We start from the raw sequence: 13,848 nt of genomic DNA on the forward strand, positions 1-13,848 counted from the left end.
GCGTCCATGGATTAAGGACGCCGCGGCGTGCCTCCTCCTGGTGCTGGCCGGCGCCCTCGTGACGCGCGGGCTCTGGCCGGATCCGGCGGGCCGCGCACTCGGGCTCAACCCGGACGACCAGGCGCTCGACGAGTGGTTCCTCGCCTACGCAACCCGAGCGTATCGCGGTGACTTCGCCTTCGTGACCGGCGCGCTGAACGCACCCGAGGGAGTGAACATCCTCGGCAACGCCTCGCTGATCGGGCTCGGGCTGCTGTTCGCTCCGCTGACCCTCGCGTTCGGCGCGCCGGTGACCTTCGCCGTGGTGACCGGGTTCAACCTCGCCGCCAACGGCGCCGGGTGGTACCTCCTCTTCGCCCGCACCGCCGGCCTGCACCGGATCGCGGCGCTCGTCGGCGGCGCCTTCTGCGGCTTCGCGCCCGGCATGGTGAGCCAGTCCAACGGGCACCTGCACATGACCGCCGCCTGGCTGGCGCCGCCGATCGTCTGGTGCGTGGTCATGCTGGCCCGCGAGCAGCGCCGTGCCGTGCGCCGCGGGCTGCTGCTGGGCGGCCTCGCCGCCGCGCAGTTCTTCCTGGGCGAGGAGGTGCTGTTCCTCACCGTCATCACGCTCGGGCTGTTCTGCCTCGCGTTCGCCGCGACCGCCCGGCCGGCGCTGCGGACCGTGCTCCCCACGCTCGGCACCGGGCTCGGCGTGGCGCTCGCGGTCGTCGTCGCGCTGCTGGCGTACCCGCTGTGGGTGCAGTTCCGCGGGCCGCAGAGCGCATCGGGCGGGGTGTTCGGCCCGGCCTTCTTCTCCGCCGACCTCAAGAGCTTCACGGCCATCTCGCCGCTGTCGCTGGCGGGCGGCGAGAGCGCGGCCCAGCTGGCGAGCGGGCCGGCGGAGTACACCTCCTTCTTCGGCGCCCCCGTGCTCGTCGTCGTGCTCGGCGCGACGGTGTGGATGTGGCGGCGCCCGTCCGTCGTGGCCTGCACGGTCGTGTCGATCGTGCTGTTCGCCCTCTCGCTCGGCCCGCATATCGTGGTCGGGCACCACCGCACCGACCAGCGGGGGCCCTACGCGCTGCTCGACGGGCTGCCGGTGTTCGAGTGGGCGCTGCCGGCCCGCTTCGCGCTCGCCGCGATCCCGCTGCTCGCGTTCGTCGTGGCACAGGTCGTGCACGCGGCGCTGACGCAGACCGAGACGCTGAAGCTGCTCGTGCCGGTCGCCGTGACGGCCTCGCTCGTGCCGCTGGCTCCGCTGCCGCTGCCGACCGTGCCGCGCGCGCCCGTGCCGAAGTTCTTCACGGAGGGGTACTGGCGCGGCTGTGCGCCGCGCGACGGCACGATCGTGCCCGTGCCGCTGCCGGACTCGCAGGACCCGCAGGCGATGCGCTGGGCGGCGGCGACCGGCGTGGCGTTCGCCACGCCGCAGGGCTGGTTCATCGGCCCCTACGGCGACGGCGGGCACGCGGCCGTCGGGATCTTCCCCCGGCCGACCTCGCGGCTGCTGCAGCGGGCGGCGGTCAACGGCACCGCACCGGCGCTCACCGACGCCGACCGCGTGGCGCTGCGCCGGGATATCGCCTACTGGCACGCCTCGTGCTTCGTGCTCGCCGACGGGCAGAAGGGCGCCGGGGCGCTCAAGAGCACCCTCGACGCCCTGCTCGGACCCGGCGAGCGCGTCGCCGATGTCTGGATCTGGCGCGCCCCGCGCTAGGCGGCGCGCTTCTCCGCGGTCGCGTTGCGCCCGACCGGCAGCGGGATCGGCACCGCGACCTCGGTGAACGCCTCGCGCGGCTCGTGCAGCGAGCCGAGCGCGACGACCTCGCGGCGCAGCACCAGCTGCAGGGTCCAGTCGACGAGCACCCGGATCTTGCGGTTCAGCGTCGGGATGCGGCTCAGGTGGTACGTCCGGTGCATGAACCACGCCGGAAGCCCTCGGACCTTGATGCCGTACACGCGCGCGGCGCCCTTGTAGAGCCCGAGCCCGGCCACCGAGCCGACGTGCTTGTGCCGGTAGTCGACGGGCTGCCGGCCGCGCACGACCGCGGCGATGTTGTCGGCCAGCCGGGAGGCCTGGCGCACGGCGTGCTGCGCACTCGGCGAGCACAGCGCGGCCGGGTCGGACGAGGTGAGGTCCGGCACCGCGGCGCAGTCGCCGGCGCTCCATGCGCCCTCGACCACGTTGCCCTCGGCGTCGACGACCTGCAGCGTCGGCTTGCAGGTGATCGCGCCGCGCTGGTTGCGCGGCAGGTCGGTGTCCTCGAGCATCGGGTGCGGCTTCACGCCCGCGGTCCACACGATGGTGTCGGCCTCGAAGGCGTCGCCGTCGGAGAGCTTGACCAGGCCATCGACGCACGACTCGAGCCGCGTGCCGAGCCGGATGTCGATGCCGCGGCGGGTCAGCTGCACCGCCGTGTAGGCGCCCATCTCCGCGCCAACCTCGGGCAGGATGCGGTTGGCCGCCTCCACGAGCATGAACCGGACGTCGTCCTTCGGAATCTCCGGGTAGTAGCGCAGCGCGCTGCGGACCATGTCCTCCATCTCGGCGAGCGCCTCGACGCCGGCGTAGCCGCCGCCGACGAACACGAAGGCCAGCGCGCGCCGGCGGGTGGCCTCATCCGTGGTGGTCGCCGCGACGTCGAGCCGGTCGAGCACGCTGTTGCGCAGGAAGACGGCCTCGCCGATGGTCTTGAAGCCGACCGCCTGCTCGCGCAGGCCGGGGATCGGCAGGGTGCGCGAGACGGAGCCCGGCGCCACGACGATGTGGTCGTAGGGCACCTCGCGGGCCGGCCCGATGATGGGCTGGACGATCGCCACCTTCCGCGCGTGCTCGATGCTCGTCACGGTGCCGGACAGCACGTGGCACCGCTCGAGCTCGCGGCGCAGCGGCACGACGGCGTGCCGGGGCGAGATGTTGCCGGCCGCCGACTCCGGCAGGAACGGCTGGTAGGTCATGTGGGGCTGTGGGTCGACGACGGTTACCTCAGCCTCGTGCAGGTTGAGCTTCTTGGACAGGCGCAGGGCGGCATAGAGCCCGACGTGCCCGGCGCCGACGATCAGGATTCGCTTCGCAGCCACGCATCAACGCTAGCCACGAAGGCACCCGCAGTTCAGTCAGGCCATCTACATGTAACCAGCATTACGCAGGCTGTAACGGCCGCCACAGCGACCGAAGCCGATCGATAGCAGGGGCCAAACAAATCACGCCCGGCGAGCGATGACGTAGGCCAGCCCGCCCGCCGCGAGGACGCCGACGAGCGATGCGACGAGGAACACGGGCCCGACGGTCAGCTTGACCACGAGCATCAGCGCCACGCTGACGATCGCGCTCACCGCGACCACGGCGCCGGCCCGCAGCAGCCAGCCGCTCAGCACGCCCGGGGAGAGCACGGCGTCGTACGGCAGGACCGCGGCGAGGGCGGCGAGGGAGTGCATGAGGTACATCGCCGTGGACAGCCCGATCAGCCCGACGACAGAGGACTTCTCGCCGTACAGGAAGGTGGCCAGCAGCCAGCCGAAGACGCACAGGAAGATCGTCAGGCCCACCAGCCGGGTGCGCGGGAAGACCCCCGGCAGCAGGGCGAAGAACCCGGCGAGCCCGATCGCGACGACGTTGTGCAGCAGCTCGGCCGGGAACGCGAGCGCCAGGCTCAGCGCGGCGAAGACGACGACGAAGAGGCGCACGAGCAGCGGCCCGGCGGCGGCGCGGTCCGCCGTGTCGCGGACGCGGTTGATCCGGCCGAAGAAGTACTCCTGCAGCTCCTCGATCACGACGCCGTCACCGTCCGCCCGACCGCCACGCGCGCCACGCCCTGCAGCACCTCGTCGAGGCTGCCGGCGCCGCCCCAGGCGACGACCGGCACGCCGTGCTCGCGCAGCTGGCCGATGATCGCCTCGCGTTCGAGGCGCCACATGCGCTGCGCGACGTCGCCCCAGCGGCCGGTCGCGCGCAGCCGCAGTACCGGATCGGCCAAGGTGTCCACGGCGACCACGAACCGCCCGGCGCGGGCCAGGTTCGCCAGCATCGCCGCCGACCGCACGTCCAGCAGCGGCGTGAGCACCATCACCAGCGCGTTGGCCTGGACCATGTGCGGCCCGAACGACGACGGCGGCGGCTCGTCGTCCTGCTCGCCCGCCTCGACGTCGAGCAGGAACTCCAGCGCCGTCATGTAGTGCCGCCGGCCGCTGGCCGCGCGCAGGTGCCGCACGGTGCCGCCGTACTGCAGCAGCGCCACCCGGTCGCCGCGGTGCAGGTAGTGCTCGGCGATGCCGGCCGCGGCGCGCACCGTGATGTCGAGCACGGAGGCCCTGCCGTCGATGCCGCCGGAGCGCCCGGCCTCGTGCAGTGCGTCGAGCAGGACGACGACCTCGGCGTCGCGGTCGGACAGCGTGCTCACCACGTGGATCTCGCGCGTGCGCAGCGAGACCCGCCAGTCGATGCGCCGCAGCCGGTCGCCCGGTCCGAAGCGGCGCACGCCGGCGAGCTCGCCGCCCTCGCCGGGGCGCCGGGAGCGGTGTCCGCCGACGTGGCCGGCCGCGCGGGGCATCGCCTCGGCGGCGTCGAAATGCTCCGTCGCCGGGTACGCCTTCAGCGGCAGCTCCGGCGTGCGCACCGCGCGGCTGACCAGCAGCCCGTCGGAGGCGACGGCGTGCGCGGTCACCGGGCCGAGCGGGTGGCGGCCCCAGCGGAGGATCCGCCCCTCCAGCTCGACGCCGGCGAGGGTGCCGGCCTCGACGTTCACCGCGTACGGGCGGTCGCTGTGGCGCAGGCGGACCCAGCGCGGTACCACGGAACGGACCACGACCAGGTCGAACCCGGACGGGTTGGGGTTGCCGATGTTGATCGAGACGCCGAGGTCGTTGCCCTCGACGAGGAACGGCTCGGCCGCGGTGACCTCGACCACGGGGACGCGCTGCGGGCGGCGCACCAGCGAGATCGCGGTGCCGATGGCGAACGGGACGGCCAGGACCACGAGCTCGTACTGCCCGATGAGCACGGCGGCGAGCACGAGCGCGCCGGCGACGAGCACGGCCCGGCCAAGTGCCCGGGTCGGCTCGAACGCCCGCGCGTGCGATCGTGGTGCGCCCTGCTCAGTCACGCCGCTCAGCCACGCCTTCCGCCGTAGGTCGGCATCGCGCCGCTGGCCGGCGCCGGGGTCTGCGCGAGCACCTCGCCGACGACCGAGCGCGGGTCGATGCGCTTGAGCCACATCTCCGGGCGCAGCGAGATGCGGTGCGACAGCGCCGGGACGGCGACCGCCTTCACATCCTCGGGTACCACGTAGTCGCGCCCGCTGAGTGCCGCGGAGGCGCGCGAGAGCAGCAGCAGAGCGAGCGAGCCGCGGGGCGAGGCGCCGACGAGCACGTGCGGGTGGACGCGGGTGGCGGCGGTCAGGGCGACGATGTAGCGCCCGATGGAGTCCTCCACCATGACGTCCTCGAGCGCCCCCTGCATCGCCAGCAGGGTCTCGCTGTCGACGACGGCCTCGAGGTTGGCCTCCTCCTGCCGGCGCGACATGCGACGGCGCAGCACGTCCCACTCCTCCTCGGCCTCCGGGTAGCCGAACGACACCCGCAGGAGGAACCGGTCGAGCTGCGCCTCGGGCAGCGGGTAGGTGCCCTCGTACTCGATCGGGTTGGCGGTGGCGAGCACGTGGAACGGCGCATCGAGGCGGTAGGTGGCGCCCTCGACCGAGACCTGCCGCTCCTGCATCGCCTCCAGCAGCGCCGACTGCGTCTTCGGCGGCGTGCGATTGATCTCGTCGGCGAGCAGCAGGTTGGTGAACACCGGGCCGGCGCGGAAGGTGAACTCGTGGTTTCGCTGGTCGTACAGGAACGAGCCGGTGACGTCGGCGGGCAGCAGGTCGGGCGTGAACTGCAGCCGCCGGAAGCCGATGCCGAGCGCCTGCGCGAACGAGCGCGCGGTCAGCGTCTTGCCCAGGCCCGGCAGGTCCTCCAGCAGCACGTGGCCGCCGGCCAGGATGCCGGCCAGGACCAGCTCCAGCGAGTCGCGCTTGCCGACGACCACCGTGCCGACCTGGTCCAGGACCACCTTGGCGATCCGGCCCACCTCGGCCGGTGCGAGCGTCTTCATAGCGCCTCCACCTTTGCGACGATCGATGCTATGTCCTGCGGGCTGGGCACGCGGGACGGCGTGTAGTGCAGCAATTGCCAGAGCTCCTCGCCGACCAGGGCGCGGGCCTGTTCGGGCGCGCCGGCCAGGGTGATGCCGTGCCGCTGGCGCAGCCGGGCGTCGACGAGGTCGGTGAAGCGCGGCACCACCACGGCGGCGAAGCGCCCCGGGTCGCGCTCGCCCCAGACGAAGCGGTCGTCCCACTTGGCCACGGCCAGCAGGATGCCGTCGCCGGACGGGACGGCGTCGCGCAGCTCGCGCCGGCCGGTACCTCCGGTACGGGAGGTTCGCTCGGTCCGGGGCGGTGGTTCGAGGCGGGCCGGGGCCAGCCCGGCGCCGGTCACCGCGGCGGGCAGTTCGTCGGCGCGGACCTGCACGAGCATCTCGCGCATCACCTGGATCGCCACGATCGACAGCAGCACCAGCGGGAACGACACCTCGTAGCCGACGATGTAGAGCAGCCCCCAGCCGACGACGGTCAGCGCGACGGCGACGAAGAGCCGGCGGATCCACCAGCGGGAGTCGAAGGGCCGCGACGGGCGGCGGGGCGGGCGCCCCTCGGGCCGCGGCGCCGCCCGGCCGACCTCGAAGAGTTCGTCGAGGCCGACGACCTGCTCGTGCTCACGAGGCACCGGGGCCACCTCCGCTCGCCGCGCGCGCGACGCCGGACAGCTCGGCGCGGATCTGCTGCAGTGCCGTGATCGCGTCGTGGCGGTCCCGCTCGCCGACGGTGTGCGTGGCGTAGCGGGCCTCGCGGTACACCTCGGCGAACCCCTCCAGCGTCGGGCGGCTCACCTGGTGCGCCGACAGCAGCCGGGTGACCAGCTCGGTCGGGCTGTCGCCGACCAGGCGCGGGGTGCCGGCCGCGGCGGCGGCGCGCTCCAGGCGCACCCAGCAGGCGATCACCGCCCGGCGCGGGTCGGCGTCGGTGTCGCTGAGCTCGACCAGGCCGGCCTCGACCGCGGCCATCACCTCGTCGCCGGTGGCGGCGGTCGTCATCGGGCGGGGCGCTTCGGGCTCGACGAACAGTCGCGGCTTGTGCTTCGGGCTCCGGCTCCTCAGCAGGTACCACACCAGGGTCCCGACGAGCACGATGACCGCCACCGCGCAGAACCCGGCCGCGATGTAGAGCAGCCAGTCGGCCGAGCCGTTGCCGCTGCCCGAGTTCGGGGTGGGCTGCTCGGAGTACAGCTGGATCTCGGTCGTCTGCACCGGCGGTGTGGGACGTTCGGTGGCCGGCGTCGGCACCGGCACGTTGGTGATCTCCGGCGAGGACATCGACGCCGCCACGGCCCCGACGGCGAGCACGGCGACGACGCCCAGCACCGGCAACCAGCGGTTGAAGGTGCGGTCCATGGCATCCCGTCGCTCTATGGAAGCCCGGCGATCTGTTTGGCCCGGGCGAGAACCTCGTCAAGCATTCCTGGCGTGAGGCGACCTGTGAAGGTGTTCTGTTGAGATACGTGGTAACAGCCGAGCAACGCAGGAGCCCCGTCGGCCCGCCACAGGACGCCGTGACCGAACGGCACCTTCCGCGCCGGTGCTACACCGTAGACGGCGCGCACCGCGGGCCAGAAGGCGGCCCACGCGAATGCGCCCAGAGCGATGACGACCCGCAGGTCAGGCGCGATCTCGCGCAGCTCGCGATGCAGGAACGGCGCGCAAGTGTCGCGCTCGAGCGGGGTCGGCTTGTTGTCCGGCGGCGCGCAGCGCACGGCCGAGAAGATCCGCGTCGAGCTCAGCGTCAGCCCGTCGTCACGAGAAGTGCTGGTGGCCTGGTTGGCCAGGCCCGCGCGGTGCAGGGCGGCGAACAGCACGTCGCCGGAGCGGTCGCCGGTGAAGATCCGGCCGGTGCGGTTGCCGCCGTGCGCGGCCGGTGCGAGCCCGAGGATGGCGATGGGCGCCCGGTGCGGGCCGAAGCCGGGCACCGGGCGCCCCCAGTACTCCTCGTCGCGAAACGCCGCCCGGCGGGTCGCCGCGACCTCTTCCCGCCAGGCGACCAGGCGGGGGCAGCGGCGACACTCGCTGATCTCGGCGTCGAGGCGATCGAGTGCGTCTTCCACTCGGCGAACGTTAGCGGGACGGCGACGCCGACGGCGAAACGGACGCCGACGCCGACGCTGACGGTGACGGTGACGGTGACGGTGACCCGGACGGTTTGGCGCCGGCGCTCGGCTCCAGCTTGTTGGTCTGCAGGCACATCGGGTAGGTGGGGATTTCGGGCGGCTGCTGGTCGATGGTGGCGCAGCGCCAGGGGTTGCCGATCGTGATCGGGTTGCCGTTCTGGTCGTACAGCGCGACACCGTCCAGCGGATGGCCGTTGCGGTCGACCGGGTACACGTCGGTGATGTATCCGTAGGGATTGTTGATGCCGGAGTCGTTCGTGTACGTGTACGAGTTGAAACGGTCGGCGTTCGCGGCGACGGTCAGCACCCCGATCACGGCGACGGCCGTGACGCCGTAGCCGGCCCAGCGCGGGATCCGCGGGCGACCGGTCGCCCCGATGCGCACCGAGACCACCACGGCCGCGGCGACGAGCACCCAGCCGATGGGGTCGTCGAAGCGGTCGCGCGGGATGATGTCGAGCGCGAAGACGACCGCCACGAGACCGACCGCGCGCACGATCCACCACGCCGGGCGCAGGAGCCGCGCGAAGTCGCTGAACCGCTCGTAGCCGATCGCGACGCCGGCCCGGGCGTCGAGCACGCCGAGCCAGCGCCGGGCCTGCGCGATGCGCGCCTCCAGGCGGGGCAAGCCCGGCACCCGCCCGGCCGGCACGCTCTGCAGGCCGGCCGCGGCCCGCAGCTCGGCGGCGTAGTCCGCCGGCGGGCCGAGCCGCTCGACCAGCGACCCGCCCTGCTCCTCGAGCACCTCGGCGAAGTGCGCCGGCAGGTCCTCCATGAGGTCGTCGCGCACGTCGGCCGGCAGGTCGGCCAGCGCCGCGCCGACCCGCTCGAGGTAGAAGTCGATCTCGAGGCTGCTGTCGCTCGGCGCGGTCATGCGCCCTCCTCGCTACGCTCGTCGGTTGCATGACCGTAAATGGACCGAGTTCCCTGATGACCGGCCCCTCCGCTTCGCTCCGGACCGGTCATGCGCCCTCCTCGCTACGCTCGTCGGTTGCATGACCGTAGATGGACTGAGTTCCCTGATGACCGGCCCCTCCGCTTCGCTCCGGACCGGTCATGCTGTCTCCCCGATGAGCTGGTCCATCGTGTGGGCGAAGCCGCGCCACACCTTGCCGGACTCGGCGAGCTGGGCACGGCCGGCGGCGTTGAGCGCGTAGTACTTGCGGTGCGGCCCGGACTCGCTCGGGACGACGTAGGTGGTCAGCGTCCCGGCCTGGAAGAGCCGGCGCAGGGTGCCGTACACGGAGGCGTCCCCTACGTCGTCGAGGCCCGCCGAGCGCAGGCGGCGCAGGATGTCGTACCCGTATCCGTCCTCGTCGCGCAGCACGGCGAGGACGGCCAGGTCGAGCACCCCCTTGAGCAGCTGGGTGGTGTCCACGGAAGGCAGAGTAGTACGCAATGCACAGTAGTATCAAGCACGGAACACCGGGGCACGAAGAAGGGCGGCCCGCCCGGAGCAGGACCGCCCTTCTTGCGCTGACTTTGCTTGCTTATTTGGCGTCGTCGAGGCAGAGGGCGTCGCCGGTGGTGCCGGAGCCCTGCCACAGGACGTACTTCGCGTCGGTGTAGGCGTCGCAGACGGTGGTCTCGTCCTTGAGCGCCTCGGTGCGGGTCACGCCTCCCTTGATCCCGATGACCTTGTACTTCGCGTCGGCCGCGTCGCACTTGACGATCTTCACGCTGACGTCGTTGGCCGTGTTGTCGGAGATCGAGTCGCCGGCCAGGCAGTCGCCGACCTTGGCGTTGGCGCTGCTGCTCGCGAAGATGTCGGAGATCTTCTTCCAGCCGAAGATGCCGCAGACGGCGCAGAGCAGGACCACGACGAGGGCGATGATGCCGATGATCTTGCCGACGTTGCTCTTCTTCGGCGGCGGCGGGGCGCCGAACGGCGGCATGCCGGGCGCGCCGGGCGCGCCGTACGCGGGGGGCTGCTGCTCGTACGGGTTGCCCGCCGGCGGCTGGCCGTACGCGGGCGGCTGCTGACCGTACGAGCCGCCCGAGGACGGCTGCTGGCCGTAGGCCGGAGGCTGCTGGTCGTACGGGCTACCCGAGGCCGGCGGCTGGCCGTACGCCGGAGGCTGCTGCTCGTACGGGTTGCCCGCCGGCGGGCCGTAGGGCGCACCGGACGAGGGCGGACCATACTGGGGCTGGTCACCGCCGGGAGGCTGGTAACCCCCGCCACCGGGTGGCGGGTAGCTGCCGGGCGGCGGGTACTGATCAGACATGCGATTCCTTCCGGGGTATGTCGCAAAGATCACCCTAACGGGCGATATGACCGTTGAGCTGGGAAACCACCCATCGGCCCGATGGAACCGGCCCACGATAACGGGCTCGGGCCAGCGTGCGCACCACCGAGCGCGCACGTATTACGGTGTGCGCCGTGACCGATCTCTTGAAACGCCTCGCCGCAGCCCCCGGCGTGTATCGCGGCCGCGGCGACGGGCTGGAGTCCGGCCCCTTCGTGGCCCGCATCAAGGTGACCTCCGTGGTGCGCGGCAACGCCATCACGCTGGACTACGAGGCGGTCAGCGACAGCAAGGGACTGCAGCACGTCGAGCACACGATCCTCACCGCAAGCGAGGCCGGTCGGCTGGAACTGCACGTCACGTGCCTCGAGCTGCCCGGCGTGACCCGGTTCGTGCAGAGCGAGCCGGGTGTGTTCAACGCCTACGAGGGCGCACTGCTCGCCAAGATCATTATCACGATGCCCAGCGACGGCGTGCTCACCTACGGCTGGTGGTGGTCCCGCGACGACGCGGAGCCGCGCGAGCAGTCGCGCGCCGAGGTGCGTCGCACGGGGTGATCGTCTCCAGGTGATCGCCCTTATGTCAGCGACAGTGCGATGCCGTCGAGGATGTCCGACTCGGAGGCGATCACCGAACCGGCGCCCGAGCGCTCGACGATGACCCGCAGGATCAGCGCCCCCGCGCCGATGACGTCGGCACGGCCGGGGTGCATGACGGCGCTGGCGAGCCGCTGCTCGGCGCTCTTCGCGAGCAGGTCGGCGGTGACCTTGGCCACGTCCTCCGCGGAGATCCGGGCGCGGTGGATGCGCTGCGGGTCGTACTCCGGCAGCCCCAGCGCCAGCGCGGCCACGGTCGTCACCGAGCCGGCCAGCCCGACCAGCGTGCGCGCCCGGCCACCGTCGACGGCGGCGAGCGCGCGCTCGACGGACGCGGCGATGTCGGCCTCGGCCGCGGCCACCTGCTCCGGCGTCGGCGGGTCGGCGCGCAGGTGCCGCTCGGTCATCCGCACGCACCCGATGTCCACGCTCAGCGCGGCGTCGACGTCGTTGGTTGTCGAGGGCGAGCCGACCACGAACTCGGTCGAGCCGCCGCCGATGTCCACCACCAGGAACGGCGCCTCGGCGTCCAGGCCGCGCACGGCGCCGGCGAAGGACAGCCGGGCCTCCTCGTCGCCGGTGATCACCTCGGGCGCGAACCCGAGCGTGTCGAACACCATGGCCTGGAAGTCGGCCGCGTTCTCGGCGTCGCGCGACGCACTGGTGGCGACCATGCGGGCCGCGTCGACGCCCGCCCGGGCGATGTCGCCGGCGTAGTCGGCCAGCGCGACCCGGGTGCGCTCGATGGCCGCCGGTGACAGCCGCCCGGTCCGGTCGACGCCCTCGCCGAGCCGGACGATGCGCATCTGCCGGGTGACGTCCACGACCCCCGCGGACTCGGACACGTCGGCGATGAGCAGCCGGACGGAGTTGGTGCCGCAGTCGATGGCCGCCACACGTTTCGCGGGATGTTCGCGGTTCACGGTGTGGAGCCTACAAATGCAGCAGCATGCGGTGGTTGCCGAGGGTGTTGGGCTTGACCCGCTCGAGGTCGAGGAACTCCGCGACGCCCTCGTCGTAGGAGCGCAGCAGCTCCTCGTACACCTGATGGGTGACCGGCGTGCCGTCGATGGGCACGAAGCCGAAGGAGCCGAAGAACTTCGTCTCGAACGTGAGCACGAAGACCCGGCGCACGCCGATCTGCCGCGCCGCGTCGAGCAGCTCGGCGACGATCCGGTGGCCGATCTTGTGCCCGCGCAGCAGCGGGTCGACGGCGACCGTGCGCACCTCGGCGAGGTCCTCCCACATCACGTGCAGGGCGCCGCAGCCCACGATCGTGCGGTCGCTGTCGCGCTCGGCCACCCAGAACTCCTGGACCGCCTCGTACAGCGCCACGGTCGGCTTGGACAGCAGCCGGCGGTCCGCGACGTACATCGCGACGAGCCGCCGGATACCCCGCACGTCGGCGGTTCGCGCCCGCCGAACGGTTACCTCCATGGGCGTAAGGGTAGTGGCGCGCGGATGTGGCATCTGACACGCGACCGGGTGCTGATGATCACCGCAGCGGTGATGACGGTGGTGGCCGGCACGATGACCGTTCTCTACGTGACCAAGGGTGACGACTCCAGCCGGCCGATGACGACGATGGCCGGGACGAGTGGGCCGCCCGCGTCGCCGCGGGGAGGGCCGAGCGCGAAGGGTACCGCACCGCCGGGCACGGTGAAGGCGGCCTACGCGGTGCGCAGCAAGTGGAAGGACGGCTTCAACGCCGAGGTGACGCTCACCAACCTGGGCAGCCAGCCGTTGACGGGCTGGATGGTCCAGCTCGAGCTGCCCAAGGGCGTCGACGTCACCTCGACGTGGGGCGCGAAGGCCGAGTCGCAGCCGGGCAGGCTCGTCCTGCGGTCCCAGGCGTACAACACCTATCTCGAGGCCGGTGGTGCGATACGGATGGGGTTCGAGGCCAAGGGCGACGCGGCCCAGCCGACGAGTTGCTCGGTGAACGGGTCGCCCTGCTGACAGATCGTTGCCGTGGCCGGCGGGCGGCCCCACATTGTGTCGCATGTCTCGAACCGCATCCCGGCTGCTCGCCACGGCCACCGCTCTCGTGCTCGGCGCCGGCGCGCTGGGCTGCGGCCTCATCGGCCAGGTCAAGCAGGCCGCCGACAACGTCGCCGCGATCAGCAACCTGGCCGACCGTCTGGGCAAGTCCGGCCAGCTCACGTTCACCGCCGACTACAAGGACGTCTCCGGTTCCAAGGACGACGGCAAGACCACCACGGTCGTACAGCAGCCGCCCAAGGCCGCCTACCTCGGCACTGACGGGCGGTTCATCCTCACCGAGGACACGCTCTACCAGTGCACTGGCAAGGCCGGCGCCAAGGTCGTGTGCCACAAGAGCCCGGTGCAGACCGGGCAGCTGTCGCAGGCGGACCAGTCGGCGTACGTGTCGGCGGTCGCCGGCGGCGGGTTCATCAGCGCGGAGATGGCGCTCGCGCTCATGACCGCCGCCGCCGTGGTACCCGGCGTGAAAATCGCCGAGAGCACCGCGACGATCGCGGGTCAGAAAAGCGACTGTCTCGACGTGACCGGCATCCCTCGCGACCAGGACCCCAACGCGGTCACCGCGAAGGAGTTCCACGTCTGCGTCTCCGAGAACGGCCTGCTCACGCGCTTCAAGGGGGTCGGGACGGACGACAAGGCGCTCGGCGTGGAGCTCACGAAGTACAGCGAGAAGGTCGACCCGCAGGCGTTCGTGCCGCCGAAGGGTGCCCAGATCATCGAGGACGCCGCCCCGCCGACTCCGGGCAACTGACGTACCT

Annotated in this window: 16 protein-coding genes; 4 read left to right on the plus strand and 12 right to left on the minus strand. The window is 72.2% G+C overall.

Annotated features, from left to right (window positions below; genetic code table 11):
* Positions 1 to 58: 58 nt before the first annotated feature.
* Positions 59 to 1,699, plus strand: coding sequence for a hypothetical protein (locus ABD901_RS14250; RefSeq protein ID WP_345126039.1), 1,641 nt, complete (start codon positions 59 to 61; stop codon positions 1,697 to 1,699).
* On the opposite strand, the gene ABD901_RS14255 is transcribed toward ABD901_RS14250, so the two are convergent.
* The 10 genes from ABD901_RS14255 to ABD901_RS14300 all read right to left on the minus strand — a co-directional run bounded on the left by ABD901_RS14255 (position 1,696) and on the right by ABD901_RS14300 (position 10,469).
* Complete coding sequence (locus ABD901_RS14255) at positions 1,696 to 3,063, minus strand: NAD(P)/FAD-dependent oxidoreductase (protein ID WP_345126041.1); 1,368 nt, start codon at positions 3,061 to 3,063, stop codon at positions 1,696 to 1,698. The genes ABD901_RS14250 and ABD901_RS14255 overlap by 4 nt on opposite strands.
* A gap of 123 nt (positions 3,064 to 3,186) precedes the next feature.
* On the minus strand, positions 3,187 to 3,756 hold the full coding sequence (locus ABD901_RS14260; RefSeq protein ID WP_345126044.1) for a hypothetical protein: 570 nt from the start codon (positions 3,754 to 3,756) through the stop codon (positions 3,187 to 3,189).
* On the minus strand, positions 3,753 to 5,084 hold the full coding sequence (locus tag ABD901_RS14265; protein ID WP_345126046.1) for a DUF58 domain-containing protein: 1,332 nt from the start codon (positions 5,082 to 5,084) through the stop codon (positions 3,753 to 3,755). Before ABD901_RS14265 ends, ABD901_RS14260 begins: the two co-directional genes overlap by 4 nt.
* Before the next feature lie 5 nt (positions 5,085 to 5,089).
* Entirely contained in the window at positions 5,090 to 6,079 is a 990-nt protein-coding gene (locus tag ABD901_RS14270; RefSeq protein ID WP_345126049.1) for an AAA family ATPase, read from the minus strand.
* Positions 6,076 to 6,750, minus strand: coding sequence for a hypothetical protein (locus ABD901_RS14275; RefSeq protein ID WP_345126051.1), 675 nt, complete (start codon positions 6,748 to 6,750; stop codon positions 6,076 to 6,078). Before ABD901_RS14275 ends, ABD901_RS14270 begins: the two co-directional genes overlap by 4 nt.
* Positions 6,740 to 7,474 carry a DUF4129 domain-containing protein gene (locus ABD901_RS14280; protein ID WP_345126053.1) on the minus strand — a complete coding sequence of 245 codons (735 nt, stop codon included), beginning with the start codon at positions 7,472 to 7,474 and terminating at the stop codon, positions 6,740 to 6,742. The genes ABD901_RS14275 and ABD901_RS14280 overlap by 11 nt, the downstream gene beginning before the upstream one ends.
* Before the next feature lie 14 nt (positions 7,475 to 7,488).
* Positions 7,489 to 8,181 (minus strand): uracil-DNA glycosylase, encoded by a 693-nt coding sequence (locus ABD901_RS14285; RefSeq protein ID WP_345126055.1) that lies wholly within the window; start codon positions 8,179 to 8,181, stop codon positions 7,489 to 7,491.
* A 10-nt stretch (positions 8,182 to 8,191) separates the two neighbouring features.
* The gene (locus tag ABD901_RS14290; protein WP_345126058.1) at positions 8,192 to 9,118 is read right to left on the minus strand and encodes an HAAS signaling domain-containing protein; all 927 of its coding nucleotides are present in this window, start codon (positions 9,116 to 9,118) and stop codon (positions 8,192 to 8,194) included.
* Between the two features lie 180 nt (positions 9,119 to 9,298).
* Entirely contained in the window at positions 9,299 to 9,622 is a 324-nt protein-coding gene (locus ABD901_RS14295) for a PadR family transcriptional regulator (RefSeq protein ID WP_345126061.1), read from the minus strand.
* Between the two features lie 112 nt (positions 9,623 to 9,734).
* Positions 9,735 to 10,469 (minus strand): LppU/SCO3897 family protein, encoded by a 735-nt coding sequence (locus ABD901_RS14300; protein WP_345126064.1) that lies wholly within the window; start codon positions 10,467 to 10,469, stop codon positions 9,735 to 9,737.
* Positions 10,470 to 10,624: 155 nt separating this feature from the next.
* On the opposite strand from ABD901_RS14300, the gene ABD901_RS14305 reads away from it, so the two are divergent.
* The gene (locus ABD901_RS14305) at positions 10,625 to 11,047 is read left to right on the plus strand and encodes a hypothetical protein (RefSeq protein WP_345126066.1); all 423 of its coding nucleotides are present in this window, start codon (positions 10,625 to 10,627) and stop codon (positions 11,045 to 11,047) included.
* A 20-nt stretch (positions 11,048 to 11,067) separates the two neighbouring features.
* Here the strand turns inward: ABD901_RS14305 and ABD901_RS14310 are convergent, their stop codons facing one another.
* The gene (locus ABD901_RS14310) at positions 11,068 to 11,982 is read right to left on the minus strand and encodes a Ppx/GppA phosphatase family protein (protein ID WP_345126918.1); all 915 of its coding nucleotides are present in this window, start codon (positions 11,980 to 11,982) and stop codon (positions 11,068 to 11,070) included.
* A 37-nt stretch (positions 11,983 to 12,019) separates the two neighbouring features.
* The gene (locus ABD901_RS14315; RefSeq protein ID WP_345126069.1) at positions 12,020 to 12,523 is read right to left on the minus strand and encodes an amino-acid N-acetyltransferase; all 504 of its coding nucleotides are present in this window, start codon (positions 12,521 to 12,523) and stop codon (positions 12,020 to 12,022) included.
* A gap of 24 nt (positions 12,524 to 12,547) precedes the next feature.
* On the opposite strand from ABD901_RS14315, the gene ABD901_RS14320 reads away from it, so the two are divergent.
* A complete protein-coding gene (locus ABD901_RS14320; RefSeq protein WP_345126071.1) occupies positions 12,548 to 13,045 on the plus strand; it encodes a cellulose binding domain-containing protein in 498 nt (165 codons plus the stop codon).
* Positions 13,046 to 13,088: 43 nt separating this feature from the next.
* Positions 13,089 to 13,841 (plus strand): hypothetical protein, encoded by a 753-nt coding sequence (locus ABD901_RS14325; RefSeq protein WP_345126074.1) that lies wholly within the window; start codon positions 13,089 to 13,091, stop codon positions 13,839 to 13,841.
* Positions 13,842 to 13,848 lie beyond the last annotated feature (7 nt).

Origin of the sequence: Dactylosporangium darangshiense (assembly GCF_039537565.1) — a bacterium.
GTDB lineage: Bacteria > Actinomycetota > Actinomycetes > Mycobacteriales > Micromonosporaceae > Dactylosporangium > Dactylosporangium darangshiense.

What these genes read in the sequence shown, in the direction of transcription:
- ABD901_RS14290 (WP_345126058.1), bottom strand. Translation starts at nt 9,118, where the DNA reads ATGACCGCGCCGAGCGACAGCAGCCTCGAGATCGACTTCTACCTCGAG.
- ABD901_RS14280 (WP_345126053.1), bottom strand. Translation starts at nt 7,474, where the DNA reads ATGGACCGCACCTTCAACCGCTGGTTGCCGGTGCTGGGCGTCGTCGCC.
- ABD901_RS14270 (WP_345126049.1), bottom strand. Translation starts at nt 6,079, where the DNA reads ATGAAGACGCTCGCACCGGCCGAGGTGGGCCGGATCGCCAAGGTGGTC.
- ABD901_RS14300 (WP_345126064.1), bottom strand. Translation starts at nt 10,469, where the DNA reads ATGTCTGATCAGTACCCGCCGCCCGGCAGCTACCCGCCACCCGGTGGC.
- ABD901_RS14315 (WP_345126069.1), bottom strand. Translation starts at nt 12,523, where the DNA reads ATGGAGGTAACCGTTCGGCGGGCGCGAACCGCCGACGTGCGGGGTATC.
- ABD901_RS14325 (WP_345126074.1), top strand. Translation starts at nt 13,089, where the DNA reads ATGTCTCGAACCGCATCCCGGCTGCTCGCCACGGCCACCGCTCTCGTG.
- ABD901_RS14320 (WP_345126071.1), top strand. Translation starts at nt 12,548, where the DNA reads ATGTGGCATCTGACACGCGACCGGGTGCTGATGATCACCGCAGCGGTG.